The sequence below is a fragment of the Aliiroseovarius sediminilitoris genome (genome assembly GCF_900109955.1).
Lineage (GTDB): Bacteria > Pseudomonadota > Alphaproteobacteria > Rhodobacterales > Rhodobacteraceae > Aliiroseovarius > Aliiroseovarius sediminilitoris.
Map to the genome: position 1 here is coordinate 1,420,764 of NZ_FOJB01000001.1, position 22,838 is coordinate 1,443,601.

A 22,838-nucleotide genomic window follows, 5' to 3' on the forward strand; every position below is an offset into this window, starting at 1 on the left:
GGGCAACCTTGCCGCAGCGAACAGAGGAAAAAGGATGAGCAGATGCAGATGAACAAACTGGCAGGCGGCGAGTTGGAGGTCAGCGCGCTGTGTCTTGGCTCGATGTTATGGGGATCCACCAATACCGAGGCCGAGGGCCACGCACAGATCGACATGTCCCTGGATCACGGGATCAACTTTATCGACAGTGCCGAGATGTATCCGGTCAATCCGATCAAGGCGGAACGATGCGGCCGGTCCGAGCAGGTGATCGGAAGCTGGATCGCCAAAACCGGGCGGCGCGACGATGTGGTCATCGCCACCAAAGTGTCGGGCGACAATCCGGGCTGGAAACGGGGCGGCAAGGGTTATAATGGGGCGATCATTCACGAAGCAGTGGACGCAAGCCTGACCAACCTGAATACCGACTATATCGACATCTATCAGACCCATTGGCCTATTCGCGGCAGCTATGCGTTTCGGCAGAACTGGACCTTTGACCCATCCGGCCAGAACAAGGACGAGGTCGAAGCGCATATGCGTGACGTGTTGCAGGCAATGGCCGATGTCGTGGCCACAGGCAAGGTGCGCCATTTCGCGCTGTCCAACGAAAGCGCCTGGGGCACCGCTGAGTGGCTGCGCATCGCGCGCGAAATGAACGCGCCCGAGGTGATCTCGGTCCAGAATGAATACAGCCTGATGCACCGCCTGGCCGATACGGATCTGGCCGAGCTTTGCATGAATGAAGGCGTGCGCGTCTTGGCCTATTCCCCGCTGGCCACCGGTCTTCTGACGGGCAAGTATCAGAACAATGCGGTGCCCAAGGGATCGCGGCTGGACCTGTCTCCGGGACTGGGTGGGCGCGCGACACCAAGGGCGTTCGAGGCGGTGGACGCCTATCTTGCCTTGGCGAAAAAACACGGGTTGGATCCGGTGCATTTGGCGCTGTCCTTCTCGGTCTCGCGCCCTTTCATGGGGTCGACCATTTTCGGGGCTTCTTCACTGGAACAGCTGACTCGCATTCTGGAAGGCAAGGACTTGATCCTGTCGGACGAGGTGATGAAGGACATTGACAAGACCCACCGCGCCCATCCGATGCCGTTCTGAGGGTCGGTGGCAGGTTTTTCTGTGTGCAACCGTAACCAATCGAAGGATGAGTGCGATGAAAAGACGTCAGATGCTGACCATGACGGGCGCGGCCGCGGTGGCCGCAAGTCTGACGGCCTGCGGCGGTGGCGGCGCTGGTGTCGAGTTTCATCGCAGCAGGACCCGACAACTCAGCTCGACCACACGCTTTGATGCCGCGCGTTTTGCCGGGCGTTGGGAAATCCGGGGTGAGTTCGTCTATCCAGGTGAAAAACCGTCTTTTGGAGCGGTGAACCTTACCCAAAGCAACGGCAAGATTGTGGCCTTGGATGTCTATGGCCCGTCAGGTTTGCTGGATAGATATGAAACAAAGCAACCCGCCCCCGGTCGCATCTCTGTAGGAACGCCGCCATTTGATACGCAATATTGGGTGTTGTGGGTGGACGCGGATTACCGCACTGCCGCCATCGGCACCCCGTCGGGCAGCTTCGGCTGGATCATCGACCGTTCGCGATCTGGCGGCGAGGATCGGATCAAAGCAGCGCGTGATGTATTGGGCTTCAACGGCTATAACCTGTCGCGGCTTCAAACACGTTAACCCGGCTGGCGTTTCGGCCGTCCCTGTGCCAAAGGGACAATATGCAAGCCTGGATCCCCATCACCATCGCCGCCGCGTTTTCGCAAAACCTGCGGTTTATGCTGCAAAAGCGGCTGAAAGATACTCGGCTGTCATCCACCGGGGCGACGCTGGCGCGGTTCGTCTATTCCGCGCCGCTGGTGGCGCTGATCTTTGTTCTCTATCTGTTTGTGACCGACCAGGCCGCGCCGGTGCCGGGCAGACGGTTCTTTCTGTTCGCCATGACGGGCGGTGTTGCTCAAATTCTGGCCACGATCTGCGTGGTTGCCTTGTTTGCCGAACGCAACTTTGCCGTAGGTATTACCTTCAAGAAGACCGAGGTCGTGTTGACCGCGTTGGTCGGGCTGGCGGTGCTGGGCGAGGGCGTCGGGCTTGCCGGCGGGTTGGCAATTGCCGTCGGATTTTTTGGGTTGATCCTTCTGTCCGATCCTCCCAGCGGCGGCAAGATCGGCTGGAAACGCTTCTTCAACCGGGCCGCAGCCTTGGGGCTGGGAGCAGGGTTGTTGTTTTCGGTCTCGGCCATCGGTTATCGCGGGGCGACTTTGTCGCTGCCTGTGCAGGATGTGATCGCGCGTGCGGGCTTCACGCTTGCAGTCGTTACGGCCTTCCAGTCCGTGATCATGATTGTCTGGATGACCCTGCGCGAAAAAGGCGAATTTACCCGTGTTCTTGCTGCGTGGCGGGTGGGCGCGCTGGTGGGGGTAAGTTCGATGATCGGCAGTTTCTGCTGGTTCACGGCTTTTGCCCTGCAGAACGCGGCGCTGGTCAAAGCGCTGGGGCAGGTTGAACTGCTGTTCTCTTATGCCGCGACGTTGTTCGTGTTCCACGAAAAGGTCACGGGTCGCGAATATGCAGGCACAGCGTTGATCCTGATCTCGGTGCTGGTTCTGGTGCTGTTCCTGAAATAGCCGTTAACCGGCTGCGGTCAGAGGCCCGACGCCGCCCAGACGCTCAAACAGGCTTTCCTCGTCCGAATTGTTGAAGAACGGCACCTGTGCAGGCGCACCCAGATCGGGCAGGTTGCCGACAATTTCGGCCAACACAACCTCGGTGATAAAGGGCAGATCGAAGCGGCGCACGTCGTCCAGCGGGATCCATTGCAGGTGGCTCAGCTCGTCCGAGGCGCGTGAGAAATCGTCGATATCGGTGTGCAACTCATCGGCATCCACCGCGAAAAACCGCGCATCGAACCGACGCGGGCGCCCTCGTGGGGTGATGGCGCGGAAAACGAATGCCATGCCACGGGCCGAAGGGATCAGGCCTTCATTCGCGAAGGCGTCCCATCCTTTGGGAATGTTTCCCTTCCAGTTTCCGGGTGCGGCCAGCATCTGCCCGGTTTCTTCCCAAAGCTCGCGTATAGCGGCCACCAGAAGGGCCGATGACAGGCTGGGGTCGGCCTGTTCGCCCAACCGCGTGCGGCAGGGTTCAGCACCGCTTTCGGCCAATGGAACACGGCTGTCGGTGGGGTCAACTGCCCCGCCGGGAAAGACAAACTTGTTGGGCATGAACGCAGCATGTTCGCCGCGCTGGCCCATCAGAACCTGCGGGCGTGTGGACTTGTCACGGATCAGAATGACAGTTGCTGCGTCGCGAATGATCTTAGATTTGTCCAACGACCTGTCCATTTTCTTAACCCTCTGTCCCAGTTTTCACCGCAAACCCATGCATCCGCTTGGCCCATTGAAACCCGACCATGAACCCCTTGAACCGCGGCAGCAGATACAACGAAGCTGCAACCGTGCCGACGGTGAAGATCGACGCCAACACCATCGGTTCCTGCACGAAATTCACATAGGTAATGTGCAATAGCGGTGCCATCAGGTGCCCAACAACCAGAATAGTCAGATAGGCAGGGCCGTCATCGGCCCGGTGGTGATACAATTCTTCCCCACAAACCGTACAACTGTCATGCACTTTCAGATAGCCCTGAAACATCTTTCCGGTGCCGCAGTTCGGGCAGCGTTTCCGCCAGCCTTTTTTGATCGCGGGTTTCAGCTGGCGTTCTTGCCCGTCATCGTGGGTAGCGATGCCAGGTGTTATCGTCATCACGTCGGTCATTCAAAAAATCCTCTGTCGCGCACCAGACCATACTAAGGAATGACGTGCAGAAAATCATGCAGCGATTTCGGTCTTGCGGCGGGATGTCGCGATTTTTTCTCAAGTCGCGACGGAAATGCAGACTTGCCCCGTTCAAGGGATATGACGCCGGGCAGAAACTGGCCCGGTGCAAACAGGCAAGGAAAAGGAATACATCATGACTGTTACGAAAAAACACGCCGCAACGGCAATTGCTTTGGTGCTGGGGGCAGCTGTCACGCTTGGCTCGACCTCTGCGATGGCATTTGGCGGGAAGGACGGACGAGGCGTGGATGGCCCGCGGGGCGGGTTCATGCAGATGGAATTCGCCGATCTGGATATCGACGCAAACGGCCAGATCACCGTCGATGACCTGCAGGCAAGCGCGCAGGCTCGTTTCAGCGCTGCGGACGCAGATGGGAACGGAGAGTTGACGGCAGAAGAACTGCAAACGCAACGCAACGCGAAGATGGCCGAGCGTCAGGCGAAAGCTGGCGATCAGCAAAAACGCTCTGACCCGATGGCCGAGAAACGGATGGGCTGGATGATCGAAGAGATGATCGCCAAGCGTGATGCCAACGGCAATGGCACCTTGAGCCTTGATGAGATGTCTCCGGATCAGGCGCGGCTGGATCGCATGATCGATCGCTTTGACACCGATGATGACAACGCATTGTCGCAGGCTGAATTTGACGCGGCGCAAAAGCAAGCCTTCATGCGCGGGCACGGCAAAGGTGGTAAAGGCAAGCGCAACGGCGGCTAAAACACAGGTCGGTCCCCGCGTCATGCAGGGGCTGACCCACCCGTTGTCACGTGCGGGCTTTGGGGCTAGGCAGGACGGATGGAAATGGCCTTGGACGCGTATGCTGATGCTTCGAATGACGCGCTTCTCGTCTTGTACGGGAATGGTGATCCAATGGCGGCAGAGCTGCTGACCCGTCGGCTTGCGCCGCGGGTTCTGGGGTATGCAGCCCGCCTGTTGGGGGGCGACCGGGCCGAGGCTGAAGATGTGACGCAGGAGGCGATGTTGCGTCTTTGGAAGATTGCTCCGGACTGGCGCACCGGTGAAGCGAAAGTGTCGACATGGCTGTTCCGGGTCGTGTCCAACCTTTGCACAGACAGGCTGCGCAAGCGGCGCACGGTCGACATCGACGCAATTGACGAACCTGCCGATGACACGCCCGGCGCGGTCGACCGGATGATTCAGGCGGATCGGGCTGCGGCCCTGCAAGCCGCACTGAACAGTTTGCCAGACCGACAACGGATCGCGGTCACGCTGCGCCATATTGAAGGGGAGACCAACCCCGACATCGCGCAGATCATGGATATCAGCGTCGAGGCGGTGGAAAGCCTGACCGCCCGAGGCAAGAGAGCGCTGGCCAAGGCTCTGGCAAGCCAGCGAGAGGAGTTGGGATATGGCAAAGACTGACAAGAATATGTTGGATGATCACGAGTTGGAGGCATTTTTCGATGCGGCCCGGTTCGATCCCACCACGCCGTCTGAGGCGTTGATGGCCGCCATTCTTGACGATGCCGCGACCGAGCAGGCCGGTCGGGATACGCCCGCGCCTTCTTTGACAGACATCCCGACCGTCAAAGAAAGCGGTGGACGCCGCGCAGGTGGGTTTTGGACCGACCTGAAGGCAAGCCTTGGCGGATGGCCCGCCCTTGCAGGCATGGCGACGGCAACTGTCGCCGGGGTCTGGATCGGGTTTGCCGCTCCGACCCAGCTTGAGGTGATGTCAGGCGGACTTGTTTTAAGCGGCGATTATGCCGAGACCGAGGAAACCTATGCGCTGGAGGATCTTGCCCCCGGCTATCTGGGAACCGGCGTTTTGATGGAGGATGAGGGATGAGCACACCCACTTTACCGCCGACCGACCAAGCTGATGCCGGGCGTCGGAAATGGTTGCGCGTCCTGCTGGCGGTGTCGTTGACGTTGAACTTGCTGGTCTTCGGGCTGGTGATTGGTGCGAAATGGGGCGACCATCGCAACCAGGGGTTTGAGCCACGTGGTCCCAATCGGGCTGCGATCCGCGATCTGGGATTTGCGCCGTTGGCTGGCGCGCTGGACCGCTCTGATCGACGCGAGATCGGCAAGACCCTTCGGGACCGCAGTGGATCCTTTGCCGACAACCGCAAAGCGCTGGAAGCCGAGTTCCAGAGCATGTTGTCTGCCTTGCGCGCAGAGCCGTTCGACCCGGATGTGCTTTTGTCGACGATGAACCAGCAATCCGAACGGCTGCGTCAACGCGGTGAACTTGCCCGCACTGTCTTGGTGGATCGGATTGGAAAAATGACCATGTCTGAACGGCTTGAGTTTGCCGACCGGATCGAAAAATCCGTGCGCAAGCGCGCGCCCTGAACGAACCTGCATCACAGGACATCTGATTGGCCAATTGCGTGCGGAACCTTCAGGCTGCGTCCGACACAAAAGTGACTTGGTTGCGGCCGTCTGACTTGGCGCGATAAAGCGCCTGATCGGCAAATTGCAACAGTTCGTGGGCCGAGCTTGCGCTTCGGGGCGCATCACTTGAAACGGCCACACCGATCGACAAGGTTACATCGATACCTTTGGGTACACCGCCTGAGGCAATCGGTCGATCGCCCACCGCGTGTCGCAGCCGTTCCGCCATCGTTTGGGCCTGCCTGCGGGTGACGCCGGGCAGGGCGATCAGAAACTCCTCTCCGCCATATCGGGCCAGCAGATCCATGTCGCGCAGATTGGTCTTTAGCCGTTTTGAAACCTCGACCAAAACGTCGTCGCCAACCGGGTGGCCGAACCTGTCATTGATGGATTTGAACCGATCAAGATCCAGCACCATGATGGCATAGGGTTGGTCTTTCAACTGCGCTTCCCGCTCCAGCCGATCCAGATAGCTTTGGGCAAAGCGGCGGTTGTGCAGGCCCGTGAGCGGATCGCGCAGCGCCAGTGCCAGGTTGGTGTCAAAGTTCTTGCGCAGGTCGTCACCCTCAAACTTCCGGGCCAGCAGTCGCGTCAGGCGCAATGACAGCTCACGCGCATCAAAACCGGGCCGAAGCACGGCATTTGCCCCCAAATCAAGCGCCATGGAACTGGGCGAAGGGGTTTCGCCACAATCCTGCACCACGATGACCGAATGGCGCGTGGTTTGACGTGACCTGAGTTCGCTGACCAGGCGCAAACCATCAGAAGTTTCGTTGAGTGTCGAGGCAATTACGAAAGCGTCAGGGACGTTTCCCGTGGCGCCAACATCCTCAAGCGCCTGAGATTGCGTCATAATATCAATGCGATGCCGAATTTCTGTGGCAAGGTGCATCCGCCAATAGATGCCGGTTTCGGCATCCGGGGCGATCAATGCAACCCGCGCATGGCGCGCGAACAGCGCAGGCGCTTCGGCGCATCCGAAGTCGCGCGAAAGTTCGCGCCGACGCATGACTTCGCTATCTGCCCCGCGCGCCCGGATCAGGTTGCGCACCATCGCCATCAGCGTGGCTTCGTTCAACGGTTTGGAAAAGACGTCATCCGCGCCAGCCATGATCGCTTCCAGCCGGGCGCGCTGGTCATCTTGATCCGAGACCATGATAATCGGGATCGCACCAAGCGTTGGGTCGGCCTTGAGCGCGCGGCAAGTGGACAGGCTGCACTCGGTGCGCCCGCGCCCAAGGATGATAAGATCAGGTTGGACATCGCGGGCCAGAGCGGCCACCTCGTCGCATCGATCCGTCTGTATGACCTCGTAGCAGGCGACAGTCAGTTTGACTTTCAATACGATGCGATTGGTCGCAAGGTCATCCGCGATCAGGATTCTCTCACTCATATCGTCAACTCGCCCTTGTCATTGTGCTTGCTTGAATGGTCTGTTCATATTGCTGCCAGATTGGTTAAGAAAACCTTTCCAATCGTTAAGGAGGAAAAGGATGACGCCGGAAAAAGCCGAAACCACCGCCCTGAATGCGCTGGGCTGGTTGGTCTCAGACGAGGATCTATTACCGGTCTTCATGGGGGCAAGCGGGGTCGATCAGGATGCTTTGCGCGCAAGCGCCGGGGATGCCGCGTTCCTGGGATCAGTGCTGGATTTTCTGCTGATGGACGATGCGTGGGTGATCCGGGCTTGCGATGCGCTGAACCTTCCCTATGACCATCTGGCGATGGCCCGACAAATGCTGCCCGGTGGTGCACAGATTCACTGGACCTGATTGAAAAGTCCATATTTACAATATATTGGGGCTTCCCCGGAAAGATCTTGAATGTCCGTTGATGCACTGCTTTTCGATAAGGATGGCACATTGTTCCTGTTCGAGGCGACGTGGGAAAGCTGGGCGCATGCAGTGCTGATGCGCCTGACCGACGGTGATCTGGATCGGGCGCGTATGATTGGCGATGATATCGGTTTTGATGTCGATTCAAAACGCTTCCAGCCGACAAGCGTGATAATTGCATGCACCCCGACCGAAATAGTCTCTCAGCTTCGGCGGCATGTCGCCTATTCCGCAGAAGCCTTGGAAACACTTCTTAATGAAGAGGCTGCCGTCGTCCCGCAGGTCGAGGCGGTGTCCTTGGCACCTTTTCTCACCCAACTGCGCCAGCGAGGGCTGAAAATCGGTGTCGCGACCAACGATGCCGAATACCCCGCGCGTGCGCATCTGGACGCCGCCGGTGTGACCGGGTTGTTTGATTTTATCTCAGGTTATGACAGCGGCCATGGTGCGAAACCTGCGCCTGGACCATGTCTGGCCTTTGCGACCGCGACCGGGGTTGCCCCCGACCGTGTGGCCATGGTTGGCGACAGTTTGCATGACCTGCATGCCGGACGTGCGGCGGGGATGAAAACCATCGCTGTCCTGACCGGGATTGCGCAGGCAGACGAGCTTGCTCCGTTTGCTGATATTGTCCTGGACGATATCAGCCATATCCCGGCATGGCTGGACAGCGAGGAGGGCTAACCACCACGTCATTCGGGCCAATTGGCTGTTTCTGGTTTGTTTACACTCGGCTGCTAATGTCGGTTCGGAAACGAGTGTGATACGATGATTCATGGTTTGATTTTCTGGTGTTTCGAAGGGTTCCTTATTTTTACGTATGGGGCCGGTCGTTGGCGTTCCGTGATGGGAAAACTTGACCTCGGCTATGATAGCTTCGAGCCGTTGTTTCGCTATGATGTCGATCTGGCGAACCGACTGGTTACGGAAGCAGCCCATCAGTTGGACAAGCCGACCGACACTTTGCTGGAAGATTTCGGCACGTTTCTGGTGACAGATGAGCGGGTCGAACGGGTGCGGCGCTTGTTGCGCTTTGGTGGGGTGGATTACACAGATTTTTTGCACTCGCTTGAAGATCTGCATGGTCGCGCACAACTCGCCGTTCCCGATCTGGATTTGCCGACGATCGAGTTGGACGCCATCACGGCCGAGGAATTTCGGATCACCTGTTGTAGCGTCGCACAAGGGGTCGGTTTCATTCTGTTGGGGGTGCTTCGGGCGCTGGCAGACGATTATGGTGCGCTGGCCTATCTGGAACATTTGGGCCGCGAAGGGCAGGATGAGACGATATCGGTTCGTTTGCTGGAAATGCGGCACGGCACGGGGCGCGCATTTCACCTTGCTGCCGGAGGGGTGCCATGACCATGGACCAGACGATACCGATTGCGCCACACACACTGGATCAGATGATGCCGATGCATCTGCTGCTGGATGGCGCCGCCCGGATCAGCCATGCCGGTCCTACAATCGAGAAAGTGTTTGGCGCGCCGCTTGTCGGGCGCAGTGCGTTTTCATTGTTCGAACTGCGGCGACCCCGCATTGTGCGGTCGATGGATGATGTGCACGCAATGGGTGATGCCAAGGTCTATTTGCGACTGAAGGACGGGTCCGGCACAACGATGGTGGGGGCGGTCGCGGTCCTGCCTGGTGGAAGTCACGTGCTGATGAATCTGTCGTTCGGCTATTCCGTGGTCGATGCAGTCGCGCGCTATAAACTTGCGGGATCCGATTTTGCGCCGACCGACTTAACCGTCGAAATGCTCTATCTGATGGAGGCGAAGACCGCCGCGATGGAAGCAACGACCCAGCTTGCCCATCGGCTGCACGGCGAAAAAGCCGAAGCGCAGGTGGAGGCGATGACCGACGGATTGACCGGGCTGCAAAACCGCCGCGCCTTTGACATCAACCTTAACCGACAGATTGCCCGTGGCGCGGTGTTTTCACTGATGCATATCGACCTCGATTTTTTCAAAGCAGTCAATGACACCCAGGGACATGCTGCAGGGGATGCGGTGCTGCGCGAAGTGGCCAATGTGCTGCGGGATGAAACGCGGGATTCAGATATGGTTGCGCGTGTCGGGGGGGATGAGTTCGTCATTTTGTTTGGCCGGTTGGCCGAGGCTGACATGTTGGAAAGCATCGCGATGCGTATCATAGCGCGGCTTGAATGCCCGATCCCGTTCGACGGCAAGACCTGCCGCATTTCGGCCAGCATCGGCATTGCGCGCAGCACCGATTACGACAGCGTCTCTGCCGAGCAGATGGTGTCAGACGCCGATCTTGCGCTTTATATGTCCAAAGACAAGGGCCGTGCCTGCCAGACGATGTTTCGGCCCGAGTATCGTGAGACGCGGCAACAAGCCTGAACCCTGCCTGTCGGGTCTTTTTGGCGGCTATATCGGTGGCGACACATGGTCAGGTCTGGAATTTTGGTAACATCGGATAGCGGGAGATGTTTACGGGTGTTCACTTTGCCGGGTCAGACACATAATCCGCGCAGGGCATGAGGATCGCTACCGGACCCACCGTTCAGTTTGTCTCTCTGTTCAACCGGATAATGTGATCTACAGACCTCATCGTATCGATCAAGAACCCGCCGCCCGCCTGATCCTTGTGCGAACCCGTGATCGGTCGTGGCATGTTAGAATGCCGATAATAGTCGGTTGAACGCGGGGCTGATCTTGCCGGGCCGTAACATGAACCGTGTTCGGGATTTCAGACCTAAGTCCGTGTGCGCATTCGCGGTCAGGTGCTAGATGTTATCTATGAAATGGATCGGCAATATCAGGCGTTGGCAAAGCCTGACCCTTCCCGGACAGTTTTTGCTGGCCGGGGCCATCGTGATGATTGGTGCCATGGTGCTTGTGGGAAACTGGATTTCGCAACGTATCGAAGATGCAGTTGTCCAGAATTCAGCAACGTCTGCGGCCTTGTTCATGGAAAGCTTTATTTCTCCGCTCAGTCAGGAATTGGCCGACACAGACACGCTGTCCCCACCCGCGCGACAGGCTCTGGCCGAAATATTCGACGGCACGACAATCGGTGAAAGGGTTGTTTCCTACAAAATCTGGCTTGCCGGTGGCCGAGTCGTCCATGCTTCGGATGTCTCATTGATCGGTCAGGTGTTTGAGCCGTCCGACGATCTGATCACCGCATGGAGCGGCGAGATCTCCTCTTCTTTCGAGGATCTGGACGATCTTGAGAATGTGGCAGAAGCAGCGCTTGGTGTCCCGCTCTTGGAAGTTTACAGCCCGATCCGACAGGTCTGGACCGGCGATGTCATCGCTGTGGCAGAGTTCTACGAGGTGGCCGATCAGTTGGCATCGGATATCATCAGCGCACGTCGAACAAGCTGGTTGGTTGTCGCTGGAACGTTTCTTGGCAGCGGCCTTCTTCTGTTCGGGATTGTTCAGGCGGGGGGGCGCACGATCCGGTTGCAGCGGATGGAATTGACAGAACAGCTGGCCAGGACGGAAACGATTTCGGCCCAGAATGCACAGCTGCGGCGACGCGTGGTCGCAGCTTCCTCGCGGGCCATTGCCCAGACCGAGCAAGCCATCCGCCGGATCGGGTCAGACCTTCACGATGGCCCGGCACAATACCTGTCCCTGGCGTCGTTACGTCTTGATGGGGCGTTGCGCGATCCCGAAGCGACCGAGCAGGATGCCACTTTGGTCAGGGAATCGCTGGACAAGGCCCTTGAGGAACTGCGGATCATATCGCGGGGTCTGGCGCTGCCGGATATTGACACATTGGACGTCAAGACACTGATTGACCGGGCAATCAGTGATCACCATCGACAAACCGGGCTGGATATCACAAATGATGTGCGAGTCGGTGCAGATTTACCCATGAATTATGCGCAAAAGTTGTGCATTTTCCGGTTCCTGCAAGAGGCGCTGTCGAATGCCAGCCGCCACGCTGATGTTGATGAGGCGTCCGTCACAGCGCGCACCGACGGGCTTGGAGTTTGTGTGACTGTGGCCGACGAGGGCACAGGTTTTGATCCGCACAAGTCACGGCAGATGCGGACCGATGGCGGTCAGGGGTTGCTTGGGTTGCGTGATCGTGCCGAAAGCATTGGGGGCACCTTGGCCATCATGTCCACGGTGGGCAACGGCACAACATTGAAACTGACCCTGCCATATGAAGAGGCAGCACCATGACAGCACGTATTATCCTGGCCGACGATCACCCGATTTTCAGGGATGGGCTGATCAGCAGCATTCAGGAAACCGGTGAATTTGAAGTTGTCGGGGTCGGTGGGTCTGCGGACGAAGCCGTCGATCTGGCACGGCAGCATCAGCCGGATATTGCGCTTCTTGATCTATCGATGCCCGGAAACGGGATCAGTGCAGTGTCACGCATTTCGGCGGAAGGCAGTGCCAAGGCCATCGCAATGCTGACGGTTTCAGAAGATGGTGCAGACGTGACCGCCGCGATGCAGGCTGGGGCGATTGCCTATATCCTGAAAGGCGTGTCGGCGGGCGAACTGCGCGATGTGCTTTCAAAGGTAGCCGCCGGCGAGGCACATGTCTCGCCCGGACTGGCGGCCCAGATGTTGCGGATCATGCAGGATAAATCCCGAAAGGCACCTGATCCGATCGAGGAACTGACCAAGCGGGAAGAAGATATTCTGAAGGGCGTTGTGGCAGGTAAAAGCAACAAAGAGATAGGGCAGGATCTGGGCATTCAGGAAAAGACCGTCAAACACTACATGACCAATATCCTGAGCAAACTTCACGCGCGCAATCGGGTCGAAGCCGCGCTGATTGCACAAAAGGCCTGGGGCCAGCCGAAGTCATAGCCCCGCGGCAGCCTGCATTCTTCGAAGATCTTCATAGGTGGCCGGGCGGTCTGTCACAGTGCGACCTTTCGGGTCAACCAGTCGATAGCGCCCGTTCAGAATGCGTTCGTCCCATCCGTTGGCATATTTCAAATGCAGGTTCTCGGGCGGCACGGGAAAGGGGTCAGGCGCGCCGGTGTTGCGGTCTGTATTGGTGCCTCGGTCGTTATCATCGCGCGCTCTGTCGTTGTCTCTGTCGTTGTCACGGTCGTTGTCGCGGTCGTTGTCGCGATCATCGTCATCATCATCGCCGCGCCCATCCCCGCCGCGATGCCCGCGTCTGTCATCATCGTCCTTGTCGTCGTCATCATCGCCACCCCGCCCCCGGCCGCGGCCCTTGTCGGCAAAAGCATAGGCGTAGCCTATGCTGACGCCATCATTGATCTTCTTGGTAAACGACACGGGGGTCGGCACCAGAAACCCGGCCAGAATCAAGATCTTGAGGAGTCTAGTCATGCGTTTCCTACCACCATAGCGGCACCTGTTTCACAACAGGGGGTCCCACCCACACTAACCGCGGGGGCGGGACAAAGCATCGGACGTTGGTCTGGCCTTCACAGATAGCGGGACAGCCAGAAGCGTGTCTTCACACACGGCATTCCGCGTGTTCGGCCAGATCGCCCGGGTCGTCACAGCCTGATCCGCCCGGAATGCGAGGCCGATCGCGCCCGCTGGAACCATCATCCTGACGATCATTCCGGCGGTCGTCCCTGCGGTCATCCCTGCGATCATCGCGACGGTCGTCATCGCGACGGTCGTCATCACGATCCTTATCTCGGTCGTGATCACCTCCGCGACCCCGTCCGCGCCCGCGCCGGGCAGTTTCGTAGGTGCCGTCGCCTTCGATGGCGATCGGACCGGTTTCTACGGTTGTGGTCGCGAAACCATTCCCGTCGCTGACCGAGGCGAAGGATGTGCCTGGGGATATCAGGCCCGCGCCGACGATGAACATGCTGGCAAAAAGGGTGTTGGTCTTCATGGTGCTCTCCATTGTTTGCGTCTGTGAGAGCAGTTTGTCAGGCGGTGCTTCGCACTGGTATTGACGAACGGCGCATAGATTTGCAGCAGAGGTCTGACCAGATTTCAGACCAATGTCTGATTGGTGCATAGCGGGGTCGGGGATATTGTCGCCGGGCAGGTGGCCCAGACGGAAAGACGTTCAGTTGCTGTCCACCAGAAGCAGGTAGGCCGCGATGGCTGAAAGGTCGCTATCGGGCAGTTGGCTGGTGTTTGCAATCACGTCCACCATTTCGCCCCCGGCTGAATCGTATTCCGGGGTCAGGCCGGTTTTCAGATAGGCCACGATGTCGGCAGCGCTCCACCCGAGCGATGGCGCGCGCAGATCGGGCGTGCGTCCCTTCTTGCCGGGGATTGCAGCCCCAGCCAACCATTGATCGGTCTTCATTCCGCCGAAGATGTTCCTTGGGGTATGGCATTCACCACAATGTCCCATCGCCTCGACAAGTAATCGGCCTCGCGCCTCTTGCTCGGTCAGGTTCCGGGTGATGACCCAATCCGGGTCGGTAAAAAGCAATTTCCAGCCACCAAGACTGGCGCGGATGTTGAACGGAAAACCGACCTCATGCGCACGGCTGGGCGTCTGATCTGGCTCAAGAGTCCGTAAATATGCAACCAGATCAACCACATCGGACATGTTGCCGCGCATATACGACCCATAGGGAAAGACTGGAAAATAGTGCTGATTGTCGGGCGACGTGCCCCTAAGCACCGCAGTGGCAATCTGCTCGTCCGTCCATCCGCCGATGCCATGTTCCGGATCGGAAGAGATGTTGGGCGCATAGAAAGTACCGAAATCGGTCAAAAACGCTTTGCCACCCGGAAGGCGCGATTGATCGTCGGAGTCCGGTGCCATGTGGCAGCTTGCACAGCCCATGGCCGCATAGACCAGCTTTCCTCGATCCAGGTCAGCTTCGAACCCCGCCAGCGCGTCAGCGGGCAAACGTTGCGGACGCGTGATCATCAGCCCAATGGCGGCGACCACGCATCCGACAATGAATATTATCAGAATGATGCGTTTCATATGACGGTCATAAGACCTGTGCGTTTAGCTGTCGGGCTGACGGAAGGCCTTGTGACACGCGCCGCAGGCCCCGCCCAGGGCACCCATTGCGGCCTTCAGGGCGTCAAGATCGGTGGCCGCCGCTGTTTGCATTGCTGTCGCGGCTTTCACCAGATCGCCTGCCTTGGTGCCAACATCGCTGCCTTCGGCCCAAATCGCTGGCAGGGCGCGGGTTTTTTCCATGCTTTCATTATCCGTGCCGGGCAGCCAATAGCCTGACTGCGGCAGTTGGGCCAGAGTTGCGATCGTGTCCGCCGCCGCTGTGGCCGACGCCGCATCATAAGGGATTTCATCTTTCGCCATAGCACCAAGTGTACCCAGATTGAAGGAATAGAGCGTCATGTGAGCCTGGCGCGCTTTGACCGCGGCTTCCTTCTGCGCATCGCTTATGTGGTTATCTGCATAGGCAATGGCACCGATGGCCACTCCGGCAACCGCAAGGCCTGCAATCAATGATTTCCGCATGTCTGAGCTCCTTCATCTGGTAAATTGCGAATGGACTTGCGGAAAGGATAGCTGTTCGGAAATATGGTAACAGTTAGTATTTTTGCGCTGTAGGGTATTAAAAAATGCACAACGAAAATTGGGATGATCTGCGCTATGTGCTCGCGGTTGCGGAAACCGGGTCGGTGTTGCAGGCGGCGAAGCGGTTGGGTGTCAACCACGCGACCGTGCTGCGGCATCTCGCAGCGTTTGAAGACCGCCATGGCCTTCCGGTGTTCGAGCGGACGCCGAACGGATATCGTGTTCTGGCTGATCGCGAGCATATTATCCGTGCCGCACAGACGGCCGCTGCGGCGATAAACGAAGTCGCGCGTTTGGCCGGGGGCGGGGAACGCGGCGCGATGAAAGGAACGGTCAGGATCACCTCGACCGATACGCTGTGCGCGCTGGTCTTGCCGCGCATCACCCGCGCGATCAACTCCGACAGTCAGGACTTGAACATGACACTGCTGAGCAGCAACACCCATCTCGACCTGATCCGGGAGCAAGCACATATCATTGTGCGGCCGTCGCTGACAATCGCGGATGATCTGGTCGGGGTGGCGGCCTGCGAAATCGGCTTTGCCGCCTATGCCACGGACAACACCAACGGCGAATGGTTGGGCTTGTCGGGACCGCTGACCCGGTCCGTTGTGGGCGCTTGGATGGCTGAAAACATAGGCCCTGAGCACCTGACCACGGCATCAGACAGCTTTCTGACACTTGCAGCCTTGGCCGCGATGGGGGCGGGGGTTGCAATGTTGCCTTGTTTTGTCGGCGATCTGCATCGCGACCTTGTCCGCCAGAAGTCCAAGGCACCCCATCTGCGCTCGCCGCTTTGGGTGGCGCGCCATGTCGACACCATCCAGACCGCGCCGATGCGAGAGGTCGAGGGCCAACTGAGCGACCGTTTAGCCCGCCAGCGCGATAGCTTGCTGGGCTAGGCTGTACTCTATCTGCTCTGGCGTGTTTGCAAACGCAACATTCGATGAACATTGAGGATTTCGTATGCTGTCCTGTGCTTTGCGGCCTGGATGAACGATGTCATGCTGGCCTCGGTGCCTGAGAGCATCCGGATCATCCGGCAGCAAGACGGATGGACCGACGTCACATCTCGACGTCATCAATCAAGATGAGCGTGTATGTCCAATCATCAGAAACAAATGAACAATACCTGTAGGAAAGAAGTGGCAGCCCGTAGGGGAATCGAACCCCTCTTTCCAGGTTGAAAACCTGGCGTCCTAACCGATAGACGAACGGGCCACTCTGTCAGTGAGGGGGTTCTAAGAGAAAGGTTGGGGCCGTGCAAGAGGGTTTTTCAGCTTTTTTGAAAAAACTGGAAGGCCCATGAAAATCAGGCTTTTGCGGCATCTTCCAGGCGCAATTGGGGGCTGGAGCGGCCTTGCCATTGGTTGATCTCCAGCCGCCCTGCAAGATGAAATCGCTGGCCCCCGTGTTGCTCCAGCATTGGGCCGAGGGGGCTATCGAATGCACCGAATGCGATGGCATCAAGACGGGTGCCCATCCCGTCTCCAAAGCTGATTTTCAGGTGGTTCTGACCGACCCGTTTGGCAAACAGGATCTGCACATCTGGAAACGCGAAGCGCGGGGCGGGGGCTGAGGCACCGAACGGCCCGGCTTCCTCAAGTTTCTCGATCAGATCGACGGTTGCACCGGATGGCATCAAAAGCCCGTCGATTATCAGGTCAGCCGCACCAAGCTCACCGGCACCCTGCTTGGCAAGCAGGCTGGACAGCCGCTCCATCGCCGGGTGCAACTGATCGCGGGTCAGGCTCAGCCCTGCTGCCATTTTGTGACCCCCGCCCTTGGAGATCAGGCCGTCGGAAGCCAGCCGCTGAATGGCGGCCCCAAGATCAATGCCGCTGACGGACCGACCCGACCCCTTGCCGTCGTCACCATCGAAGCCGATCACAACTGCGGGGCGGTTGGTGGATTCTTTCAGGCGGCTGGCGACGATGCCGACGACGCCGGGGTGCCAACCGTCGGCGGCAGCCCAGACCAGCGGGGTGTCCAGCCCGCGATCTTCGGCCTGCGCCATGGCCGCATCCTGCACGCGGGCTTCAATCTCGCGCCGTTCAGCGTTGAGTTCGTTCAGCTTTTCTGCGATCGACCGGGCTTCGTTTATATCCGTGGTCGACAGAAGTCGCGCACCAAGGTCAGCCTTGCCGATGCGCCCGCCGGCGTTCACGCGCGGCCCCATCAGATACCCCAGATGATAGGCGCGAGGGGCTTCGTTCAGGCCCGCCACATCAGCCAGTGCCACCATGCCGGGTCGCGCCCGGCGGGCCATGATCTTCAACCCTTGCCGCACAAAGGCGCGGTTGGCATCGGTCAGAGGGGCGACATCGGCAACTGTTCCCAGCGCGACAAGATCCAGCATCGAAATCAGATCGGGTCCGTCGCGTCCGGCTTCACGTAAGCAACGACCCAGTTCGACCAGAAGCAGGAAGACAACGCCAGCGGCACAGAGATATCCGGGGGCACTGGCCTCGTCCTGTCGGTTTGGATTCACCACGGCATTGGCGTCGGGCAGGGTTTCACCGCCCAAGTGGTGATCCAGCACAACCACATCGGCACCGGCCGCGCGGGCGGCGGCGATAGGCTCGAAACTCAGCGTGCCGCAATCGACGCAGATGATCAGGTGGTGTTCCCGCGCCAAATCCTGCATCGCGGGCACGTTGGGACCATAACCTTCGTCGATCCGGTCGGGGATATACAGCGTTACACCGCGACCGAAGAAGCGAAACCAGTCGGTCAACAGGGCTGCCGAGGTCGCACCATCGACATCGTAATCGGCAAAGATCGCGACCCGCTCGTTCTGATCCAGTGCGTGCAAAACACGAGTGGCGGCGGCTTCCATATCTTTCAGCTTGCGCGGATCGGGCAGCAGATCCCGCAGGGTGGGGTCCAGAAACCCCGCCGTTTCCTCGGGTGCAACACCGCGTCGCGCCAGCACCGTGCACAATGGGCCGGGCAGGCCGGAATGTTGTTCAAGCGTCTCGGCCTGTCGGCTCACCTCGGTCGAGGGGCCAATCCAGTGGCGACCGGTGATTGAACTGTCCACCCCCAGAAAACTGCCCATATGCACCCCTGATCCTTGCACGGCTCCGTCTCAATATGCGCCTCCGCGCGTTCCTGACCCTAGCTCGCTGTGACCGGGTTGCGATAGATCATGCGGCGCACCGAACCGGTTTTCGACCGCATCAGAATGGTTTCGGTGGTCAGAAAGCCGGGTTCGCGCTTGATCCCCGACACGATCGAACCATCGGTGACGCCTGTCGCCGCGAAAATCACATCCGCCGTGACCATTTCGTCGCGGGTATAGATGCGGTCCAGATCCGTGATGCCGGCTTTGGCTGCGCGGCCCCGTTCGTCATCATTGCGGAACGTCAACTGGCCCCACATCTGCCCTCCCATGCATTTCAGGGCCGAGGCCGCCAGCACACCTTCGGGTGCGCCACCGCTGCCCATGTACATGTCAATGCCGGTGATATCGGCTTCGGCGCAGTGGATGACACCGGCCACGTCGCCATCGGTGATCAGCCGGATCGCAGCGCCGGTCGAACGGATGCTTTCGATCATGTCCTCATGGCGGGGGCGTTCCAGCACACAGACAGTAATATCGGCCATATCGCAGCCTCGCGCCTTGGCCAGTGCCTTGACGCGGTCGGCAGGTGACATATCCATGCTGACCACATCTTTCGGATAGCCCGGCCCGATGGCCAGCTTTTCCATGTAGACATCCGGGGCGTGCAAAAGCGTCCCGCGCGGCGCCATGGCGATCACGGTCAGGGCATTGGGCATATCCTTCGCGGTCAATGTGGTGCCTTCCAGTGGGTCAAGCGCGATGTCCACGGCGGGGCCATCGCCGGTGCCGACCTCTTCGCCGATATAAAGCATCGGTGCTTCATCCCGTTCGCCTTCGCCAATCACCACGGTGCCGTGGATGTCCAAAAGATTCAGCTGATCGCGCATCGCGTTGACGGCAGCCTGGTCTGCGGCTTTCTCGTCCCCACGTCCGACAAGATTTGCGCTGGCCATGGCGGCCGCCTCTGATACACGGGCCAGACCGAGCGAGAGCATGCGGTCCAGAAAAACGACTTTATCGGCCATGGGGTAATCCTTACTTTCAATGTTTGACCACGGGTTTAGTGCCGACACGGGGCAGGGGCAAGGGACTTGCGCGGTTTCACCACTTACCCCGGCCTTGCGACGGGGCTGCGAATGAGGCCCTGGAACAGCAGCGCGATCATCGTACCGTTCAGGATGTGCCAGATGAAAAGTGTGCCCAGCGGCCAGATTTCGTACAGGTGCATGTCCAGCGTGCGCAGGGTCAGTGATACCATGAACGCGCCAGCGGCGGCCACGACCCATGGCGCAATCGGGTGGCCCTTGCGGCGGCTAAGCGCGGCGAAGGCCAGCAGGGCAAGAACTGCGGGCAGATATTGCTCGGACCCGTTCAGGATCGGATATGCCGGGGCGGATGAACCATCCGCATCCAGCGCCGCAGCGGGCGAATTACTGGTCTGGCTGCCGCTGCCATCGCCACCAAAGGCAAACAAAATGGCGACAAGGCCCACGGCGACGGTCAGCCCGATTCCGATACGACCGGGTCGGGCGCCGCCGATCCGGTGGATGGCGACCAGCATGAACAGCGCGACAAGGGTCCAGATCGGGATCATATCAGCCAAGCTGGACCATGCATTGGCGAAGGTATGAAACAGGAAGCTGCCCAGCCCGACCAAAGCTGCCAACGCAATCAGAAACATGGTGGTGGCGTCGGTGCGACCGCGCTTTCGGGCTTCGACCCAGCCCCAGCCAGCGGCGACGAAAAAGGTCAGGTTCGACAGGGCGTTCTAGGGTTCGGACCAGAACTCCGGCCCGGTGCGTTCGCAATAGATGTCGACGGCGGCGAACCGGTCCATTGAGGTGCCTAGACCTTTTCGATGCGAATGGCGACCGGTTCGCCTTCGACCACGTTGGTCTTGGCCAGCCCAACCAACGCCGTGTCCAGCGCGTCGCGGGTGCATTTATGGGTCACGATCAGCACAGGGGCCAGTTTCTGGTCATGGCTGATCTGGCGCATCCGGTCGATCGAGATCCCCGCATCGCCCAAAACGGCCGCCACCTTCGCCAGCGCGCCGGGTTTGTCCAGCAGCACCATACGCAGATAGAACGGAGCAGGTTTCATCGCTTTCACACCCGTCACCGGGCGCAGCGTGTTCGCGGGTTGCCCGAAGGTCGGGATGCGCAAACCACGCGCAATGTCCATCACGTCACCCATCACCGCGCTTGCCGTCGGGCCTTCGCCCGCACCGGGGCCGCGCAGCACCACTTGTTCAATTGCGTCGCCCTCGACCACGACCATATTGGTGCCGCCTTCCAACTGCCCCAGCGGAGAGCTGTCGGGCACTAGGCATGGTGTCATGCGTTGTTCCAGCCCGCGACCTGTCATCTGCGCCACGCCCAGAAGCTTGATGCGATAGCCCATTTCGGCGGCGTGTTCGATGTCTTCCAACTGGATGCGCTGGATGCCCTCAAGTTCGACCGCGTCGAAATTGACTTGTGTGCCGAATGCGATCGAGGACAGGATTGCCAGCTTGTGGCCCGCATCAATGCCACCCACATCAAGGTTCGGGTCGGCCTCAAGATAGCCCAACTCGGCGCATTCCTCGAACAAGGCATTATAGCCACGCCCGGTGGCTTGCATCTGGGTCAGGATGTAGTTGCAGGTGCCGTTCATGACGCCCATGACGCGGCTGATCTCGTTGCCTGCCAGCCCCTCGGTCAGGGCCTTGATGATCGGGATGCCCCCTGCGACAGAGGCTTCATAACGCAGACGCACGCCCGCAGCTTCAGCGGCCAGAGCCAGTTCCTGCCCGTGATGGGCCAAAAGTGCCTTGTTGGCGGTTACAATGTCTTTGCCTGCGGAAATCGCTGCTTTGCAAGCGTCCTTGGCGGGGCCTTCGTGACCGCCCATCAATTCAACGAATACGTCAATATCATCGCGCTTTGCCAGTGCGACCGGGTCGTCTTCCCACGCGTAATCCGACAGATCGACGCCGCGATCCTTGTCGCGCGACCGGGCTGAAACAGCGGTGATCGCAATTGGTCGCCCGGCACGATCTTCCAGCAAAGCGGCCTGACGGCGAATGATCTTGATCACACCAATGCCGACGGTGCCAAGACCTGCAATCCCAAGACGCAGGGGGGGGCGCAGGGGGCTGTTGTCACTCATGTCGCTCTCCGTCGGCTGTAAAATTGTTCAGCGACGTGTAGCCAATGGCCGTCCGTGGTGCAATCCACCGGTGCGTGGTTGATGGAAATTTCTGAGACAGCCGGATCGGCCTATCAGGGGGTCAACGCATCCTGCATCTGATCTTCGGTCTCTTCATCGACCACAGACGTGCCGCGCAGCGCGTCTGCGCGCGCGCGCAGATCGGCGGCACGGGCAGCCAATTCGTCAATCCCTTCATCCCCCGGCTGCGTTTCGACCTGCGCCTGAATTTCGCTGACCGGCACGATTTTGGGGAACGGTGCGTTGGCGGCAGCATCGGCCGGAAAATCGGGGGCCGCGGCACAAGCGACCAATCCGCTGGGCAGAAGTGCTGCAAGGATGATCTGGCGCAGGGGCATCGGCGTCTCCTGTTACATGCCCGAAGGGCTGGGGCGACCTTAGCTATGTGACCCCGGTGCCGCAAGATGGTGCGGGATGGATTGGGATTGATTTGAACGATCGTTCAGTTATCAAGGGGCCATGGCAAGAAAAACCGGATCACACAGTGAAATCACCGGCCCGAAGGTGCGCGAGGCAGCCCTTTCCCTGTTCGCGCAACATGGGTTCGCCGCCGTCTCAATGCGCCAGATCGCAGCTGAGGTCGGTGTGCAGGCGGGCGCTCTCTACCTTTACACCAAGGACAAGCAAAGCCTGCTCTACGATCTGATGCAGGCCCATATGGACGAGCTTCTGGCGGCGTGGCGCGACGAGCCGAAGGGAAACGACGCGTTGTCGCGGTTGGAGGCTTTTGCGCGGTTTCACATCCGGTTCCATCTTGAACGCCCCGACGCGGTGTTCATCGCTTATATGGAACTGCGCAACCTGTCGGATGAAAACTTTGCCAATGTCGAAACCCTGCGCCGACGTTATGAAAGCGAGCTTGAGGCGATCTTGCGAGCAGGCCAAGCCGAGGGGGTGATCACAGCCCCGGATGTGCGCCTGACCACGATGGCGCTGATTGCCATGCTGACTGGCGTGAACACGTGGTATCGCGAAGGCGGGCGGCTGTCGCGTGACGCAGTTGCTGATATTTATTGGGACATGGTGCGCGGTGCCGTCGGGGCGTGAAACGTCAACGACCACTGGACTCTGACGCCCGTCATGCCGATAT

The 22,838-nt window shown here is 59.3% G+C and carries 27 protein-coding genes and 1 tRNA gene; 15 read left to right on the plus strand and 13 right to left on the minus strand.

Going from position 1 to position 22,838, the window contains the following annotated elements:
• Window positions 1-42: 42 nt before the first annotated feature.
• The 3 genes from BMY55_RS07105 to BMY55_RS07115 are packed head-to-tail and all read left to right on the plus strand — an operon-like array spanning window position 43 to window position 2,610.
• Window positions 43-1,086, plus strand: coding sequence for an aldo/keto reductase (locus BMY55_RS07105; RefSeq protein WP_091429455.1), 1,044 nt, complete (start codon window positions 43-45; stop codon window positions 1,084-1,086).
• A 55-nt stretch (window positions 1,087-1,141) separates the two neighbouring features.
• The gene (locus BMY55_RS07110; protein ID WP_091432154.1) at window positions 1,142-1,663 is read left to right on the plus strand and encodes a lipocalin family protein; all 522 of its coding nucleotides are present in this window, start codon (window positions 1,142-1,144) and stop codon (window positions 1,661-1,663) included.
• 41 nt (window positions 1,664-1,704) lie between these two features.
• Window positions 1,705-2,610 carry a hypothetical protein gene (locus BMY55_RS07115; RefSeq protein WP_091429456.1) on the plus strand — a complete coding sequence of 302 codons (906 nt, stop codon included), beginning with the start codon at window positions 1,705-1,707 and terminating at the stop codon, window positions 2,608-2,610.
• A gap of 3 nt (window positions 2,611-2,613) precedes the next feature.
• On the opposite strand, the gene BMY55_RS07120 is transcribed toward BMY55_RS07115, so the two are convergent.
• Window positions 2,614-3,327, minus strand: coding sequence for an NUDIX hydrolase (locus tag BMY55_RS07120; RefSeq protein ID WP_091429457.1), 714 nt, complete (start codon window positions 3,325-3,327; stop codon window positions 2,614-2,616).
• A 4-nt stretch (window positions 3,328-3,331) separates the two neighbouring features.
• On the minus strand, window positions 3,332-3,760 hold the full coding sequence (locus BMY55_RS07125; RefSeq protein ID WP_245744672.1) for a DUF983 domain-containing protein: 429 nt from the start codon (window positions 3,758-3,760) through the stop codon (window positions 3,332-3,334).
• Window positions 3,761-3,956: 196 nt separating this feature from the next.
• On the opposite strand from BMY55_RS07125, the gene BMY55_RS07130 reads away from it, so the two are divergent.
• From BMY55_RS07130 to BMY55_RS07145, 4 genes are all read left to right on the plus strand, one after another.
• Entirely contained in the window at window positions 3,957-4,541 is a 585-nt protein-coding gene (locus BMY55_RS07130) for an EF-hand domain-containing protein (protein WP_143064299.1), read from the plus strand.
• A gap of 78 nt (window positions 4,542-4,619) precedes the next feature.
• Window positions 4,620-5,207 carry an RNA polymerase sigma factor gene (locus tag BMY55_RS07135; protein ID WP_091429461.1) on the plus strand — a complete coding sequence of 196 codons (588 nt, stop codon included), beginning with the start codon at window positions 4,620-4,622 and terminating at the stop codon, window positions 5,205-5,207.
• Window positions 5,194-5,634: a dihydroorotate dehydrogenase gene (locus BMY55_RS07140; protein ID WP_245744673.1), complete on the plus strand. Its 441-nt coding sequence runs from the start codon at window positions 5,194-5,196 to the stop codon at window positions 5,632-5,634. Before BMY55_RS07135 ends, BMY55_RS07140 begins: the two co-directional genes overlap by 14 nt.
• On the plus strand, window positions 5,631-6,143 hold the full coding sequence (locus BMY55_RS07145) for a periplasmic heavy metal sensor (RefSeq protein WP_091429463.1): 513 nt from the start codon (window positions 5,631-5,633) through the stop codon (window positions 6,141-6,143). The genes BMY55_RS07140 and BMY55_RS07145 overlap by 4 nt, the downstream gene beginning before the upstream one ends.
• Before the next feature lie 49 nt (window positions 6,144-6,192).
• On the opposite strand, the gene BMY55_RS07150 is transcribed toward BMY55_RS07145, so the two are convergent.
• Window positions 6,193-7,578: a diguanylate cyclase gene (locus BMY55_RS07150; RefSeq protein WP_091429465.1), complete on the minus strand. Its 1,386-nt coding sequence runs from the start codon at window positions 7,576-7,578 to the stop codon at window positions 6,193-6,195.
• A gap of 100 nt (window positions 7,579-7,678) precedes the next feature.
• Between BMY55_RS07150 and BMY55_RS07155 the strand changes: the two genes are divergently transcribed.
• The 6 genes from BMY55_RS07155 to BMY55_RS07180 all read left to right on the plus strand — a co-directional run bounded on the left by BMY55_RS07155 (window position 7,679) and on the right by BMY55_RS07180 (window position 12,827).
• The gene (locus BMY55_RS07155; protein WP_091429467.1) at window positions 7,679-7,957 is read left to right on the plus strand and encodes a DUF3572 domain-containing protein; all 279 of its coding nucleotides are present in this window, start codon (window positions 7,679-7,681) and stop codon (window positions 7,955-7,957) included.
• 51 nt (window positions 7,958-8,008) lie between these two features.
• On the plus strand, window positions 8,009-8,704 hold the full coding sequence (locus tag BMY55_RS07160) for an HAD family hydrolase (protein ID WP_091429469.1): 696 nt from the start codon (window positions 8,009-8,011) through the stop codon (window positions 8,702-8,704).
• An 84-nt stretch (window positions 8,705-8,788) separates the two neighbouring features.
• Window positions 8,789-9,382 carry a heme NO-binding domain-containing protein gene (locus BMY55_RS07165; RefSeq protein ID WP_091429471.1) on the plus strand — a complete coding sequence of 198 codons (594 nt, stop codon included), beginning with the start codon at window positions 8,789-8,791 and terminating at the stop codon, window positions 9,380-9,382.
• Entirely contained in the window at window positions 9,379-10,386 is a 1,008-nt protein-coding gene (locus tag BMY55_RS07170; RefSeq protein WP_091429472.1) for a diguanylate cyclase domain-containing protein, read from the plus strand. Before BMY55_RS07165 ends, BMY55_RS07170 begins: the two co-directional genes overlap by 4 nt.
• Before the next feature lie 390 nt (window positions 10,387-10,776).
• On the plus strand, window positions 10,777-12,186 hold the full coding sequence (locus BMY55_RS07175) for a sensor histidine kinase (protein ID WP_091429474.1): 1,410 nt from the start codon (window positions 10,777-10,779) through the stop codon (window positions 12,184-12,186).
• The gene (locus BMY55_RS07180) at window positions 12,183-12,827 is read left to right on the plus strand and encodes a LuxR C-terminal-related transcriptional regulator (protein WP_091429476.1); all 645 of its coding nucleotides are present in this window, start codon (window positions 12,183-12,185) and stop codon (window positions 12,825-12,827) included. Before BMY55_RS07175 ends, BMY55_RS07180 begins: the two co-directional genes overlap by 4 nt.
• Here BMY55_RS07180 and BMY55_RS07185 read toward each other — a convergent pair.
• The 4 genes from BMY55_RS07185 to BMY55_RS07200 all read right to left on the minus strand — a co-directional run bounded on the left by BMY55_RS07185 (window position 12,822) and on the right by BMY55_RS07200 (window position 15,411).
• Window positions 12,822-13,322 (minus strand): hypothetical protein, encoded by a 501-nt coding sequence (locus BMY55_RS07185; protein ID WP_143064300.1) that lies wholly within the window; start codon window positions 13,320-13,322, stop codon window positions 12,822-12,824. The genes BMY55_RS07180 and BMY55_RS07185 overlap by 6 nt on opposite strands.
• Window positions 13,323-13,452: 130 nt before the next feature.
• Window positions 13,453-13,845, minus strand: a complete 393-nt coding sequence (locus tag BMY55_RS16755; RefSeq protein WP_143064301.1) for a hypothetical protein — start codon at window positions 13,843-13,845, stop codon at window positions 13,453-13,455.
• A gap of 180 nt (window positions 13,846-14,025) precedes the next feature.
• Window positions 14,026-14,907 (minus strand): c-type cytochrome, encoded by an 882-nt coding sequence (locus tag BMY55_RS07195; RefSeq protein WP_091429480.1) that lies wholly within the window; start codon window positions 14,905-14,907, stop codon window positions 14,026-14,028.
• Window positions 14,908-14,931: 24 nt separating this feature from the next.
• Window positions 14,932-15,411 (minus strand): c-type cytochrome, encoded by a 480-nt coding sequence (locus BMY55_RS07200; RefSeq protein WP_091429481.1) that lies wholly within the window; start codon window positions 15,409-15,411, stop codon window positions 14,932-14,934.
• 104 nt (window positions 15,412-15,515) lie between these two features.
• On the opposite strand from BMY55_RS07200, the gene BMY55_RS07205 reads away from it, so the two are divergent.
• Window positions 15,516-16,373: a LysR family transcriptional regulator gene (locus BMY55_RS07205; RefSeq protein WP_091429483.1), complete on the plus strand. Its 858-nt coding sequence runs from the start codon at window positions 15,516-15,518 to the stop codon at window positions 16,371-16,373.
• A 244-nt stretch (window positions 16,374-16,617) separates the two neighbouring features.
• Here BMY55_RS07205 and BMY55_RS07210 read toward each other — a convergent pair.
• From BMY55_RS07210 to BMY55_RS07235, 6 genes are all read right to left on the minus strand, one after another.
• Window positions 16,618-16,692 (minus strand) — tRNA-Glu (locus tag BMY55_RS07210).
• Between the two features lie 91 nt (window positions 16,693-16,783).
• A complete protein-coding gene (gene recJ, locus BMY55_RS07215) occupies window positions 16,784-18,532 on the minus strand; it encodes a single-stranded-DNA-specific exonuclease RecJ (RefSeq protein ID WP_091429485.1) in 1,749 nt (582 codons plus the stop codon).
• 59 nt (window positions 18,533-18,591) lie between these two features.
• On the minus strand, window positions 18,592-19,563 hold the full coding sequence (glpX, locus tag BMY55_RS07220; RefSeq protein ID WP_091429487.1) for a class II fructose-bisphosphatase: 972 nt from the start codon (window positions 19,561-19,563) through the stop codon (window positions 18,592-18,594).
• 83 nt (window positions 19,564-19,646) lie between these two features.
• The gene (locus tag BMY55_RS07225) at window positions 19,647-20,300 is read right to left on the minus strand and encodes a ceramidase domain-containing protein (RefSeq protein WP_091429489.1); all 654 of its coding nucleotides are present in this window, start codon (window positions 20,298-20,300) and stop codon (window positions 19,647-19,649) included.
• Window positions 20,301-20,383: 83 nt separating this feature from the next.
• On the minus strand, window positions 20,384-21,670 hold the full coding sequence (locus BMY55_RS07230; RefSeq protein ID WP_091432158.1) for a homoserine dehydrogenase: 1,287 nt from the start codon (window positions 21,668-21,670) through the stop codon (window positions 20,384-20,386).
• 131 nt (window positions 21,671-21,801) lie between these two features.
• Window positions 21,802-22,086, minus strand: a complete 285-nt coding sequence (locus tag BMY55_RS07235; RefSeq protein WP_091429491.1) for a hypothetical protein — start codon at window positions 22,084-22,086, stop codon at window positions 21,802-21,804.
• Between the two features lie 121 nt (window positions 22,087-22,207).
• Here BMY55_RS07235 and BMY55_RS07240 point away from each other — a divergent pair, with 121 nt between their 5' ends.
• A complete protein-coding gene (locus tag BMY55_RS07240; RefSeq protein ID WP_091429494.1) occupies window positions 22,208-22,795 on the plus strand; it encodes a TetR/AcrR family transcriptional regulator in 588 nt (195 codons plus the stop codon).
• The last annotated feature ends 43 nt before the right edge of the window (window positions 22,796-22,838 follow it).

Coding starts and splice junctions, on each gene's coding strand:
- BMY55_RS07105 (WP_091429455.1), top strand. CDS start 43: ATGCAGATGAACAAACTGGCAGGCGGCGAGTTGGAGGTCAGCGCGCTG.
- BMY55_RS07110 (WP_091432154.1), top strand. CDS start 1,142: ATGAAAAGACGTCAGATGCTGACCATGACGGGCGCGGCCGCGGTGGCC.
- BMY55_RS07115 (WP_091429456.1), top strand. CDS start 1,705: ATGCAAGCCTGGATCCCCATCACCATCGCCGCCGCGTTTTCGCAAAAC.
- BMY55_RS07120 (WP_091429457.1), bottom strand. CDS start 3,327: ATGGACAGGTCGTTGGACAAATCTAAGATCATTCGCGACGCAGCAACT.
- BMY55_RS07125 (WP_245744672.1), bottom strand. CDS start 3,760: ATGACCGACGTGATGACGATAACACCTGGCATCGCTACCCACGATGAC.
- BMY55_RS07130 (WP_143064299.1), top strand. CDS start 3,957: ATGACTGTTACGAAAAAACACGCCGCAACGGCAATTGCTTTGGTGCTG.
- BMY55_RS07135 (WP_091429461.1), top strand. CDS start 4,620: ATGGAAATGGCCTTGGACGCGTATGCTGATGCTTCGAATGACGCGCTT.
- BMY55_RS07140 (WP_245744673.1), top strand. CDS start 5,194: ATGGCAAAGACTGACAAGAATATGTTGGATGATCACGAGTTGGAGGCA.
- BMY55_RS07145 (WP_091429463.1), top strand. CDS start 5,631: ATGAGCACACCCACTTTACCGCCGACCGACCAAGCTGATGCCGGGCGT.
- BMY55_RS07150 (WP_091429465.1), bottom strand. CDS start 7,578: ATGAGTGAGAGAATCCTGATCGCGGATGACCTTGCGACCAATCGCATC.
- BMY55_RS07155 (WP_091429467.1), top strand. CDS start 7,679: ATGACGCCGGAAAAAGCCGAAACCACCGCCCTGAATGCGCTGGGCTGG.
- BMY55_RS07160 (WP_091429469.1), top strand. CDS start 8,009: ATGTCCGTTGATGCACTGCTTTTCGATAAGGATGGCACATTGTTCCTG.
- BMY55_RS07165 (WP_091429471.1), top strand. CDS start 8,789: ATGATTCATGGTTTGATTTTCTGGTGTTTCGAAGGGTTCCTTATTTTT.
- BMY55_RS07170 (WP_091429472.1), top strand. CDS start 9,379: ATGACCATGGACCAGACGATACCGATTGCGCCACACACACTGGATCAG.
- BMY55_RS07175 (WP_091429474.1), top strand. CDS start 10,777: ATGTTATCTATGAAATGGATCGGCAATATCAGGCGTTGGCAAAGCCTG.
- BMY55_RS07180 (WP_091429476.1), top strand. CDS start 12,183: ATGACAGCACGTATTATCCTGGCCGACGATCACCCGATTTTCAGGGAT.
- BMY55_RS07185 (WP_143064300.1), bottom strand. CDS start 13,322: ATGACTAGACTCCTCAAGATCTTGATTCTGGCCGGGTTTCTGGTGCCG.
- BMY55_RS16755 (WP_143064301.1), bottom strand. CDS start 13,845: ATGAAGACCAACACCCTTTTTGCCAGCATGTTCATCGTCGGCGCGGGC.
- BMY55_RS07195 (WP_091429480.1), bottom strand. CDS start 14,907: ATGAAACGCATCATTCTGATAATATTCATTGTCGGATGCGTGGTCGCC.
- BMY55_RS07200 (WP_091429481.1), bottom strand. CDS start 15,411: ATGCGGAAATCATTGATTGCAGGCCTTGCGGTTGCCGGAGTGGCCATC.
- BMY55_RS07205 (WP_091429483.1), top strand. CDS start 15,516: ATGCACAACGAAAATTGGGATGATCTGCGCTATGTGCTCGCGGTTGCG.
- recJ (WP_091429485.1), bottom strand. CDS start 18,532: ATGGGCAGTTTTCTGGGGGTGGACAGTTCAATCACCGGTCGCCACTGG.
- glpX (WP_091429487.1), bottom strand. CDS start 19,563: ATGGCCGATAAAGTCGTTTTTCTGGACCGCATGCTCTCGCTCGGTCTG.
- BMY55_RS07235 (WP_091429491.1), bottom strand. CDS start 22,086: ATGCCCCTGCGCCAGATCATCCTTGCAGCACTTCTGCCCAGCGGATTG.
- BMY55_RS07240 (WP_091429494.1), top strand. CDS start 22,208: ATGGCAAGAAAAACCGGATCACACAGTGAAATCACCGGCCCGAAGGTG.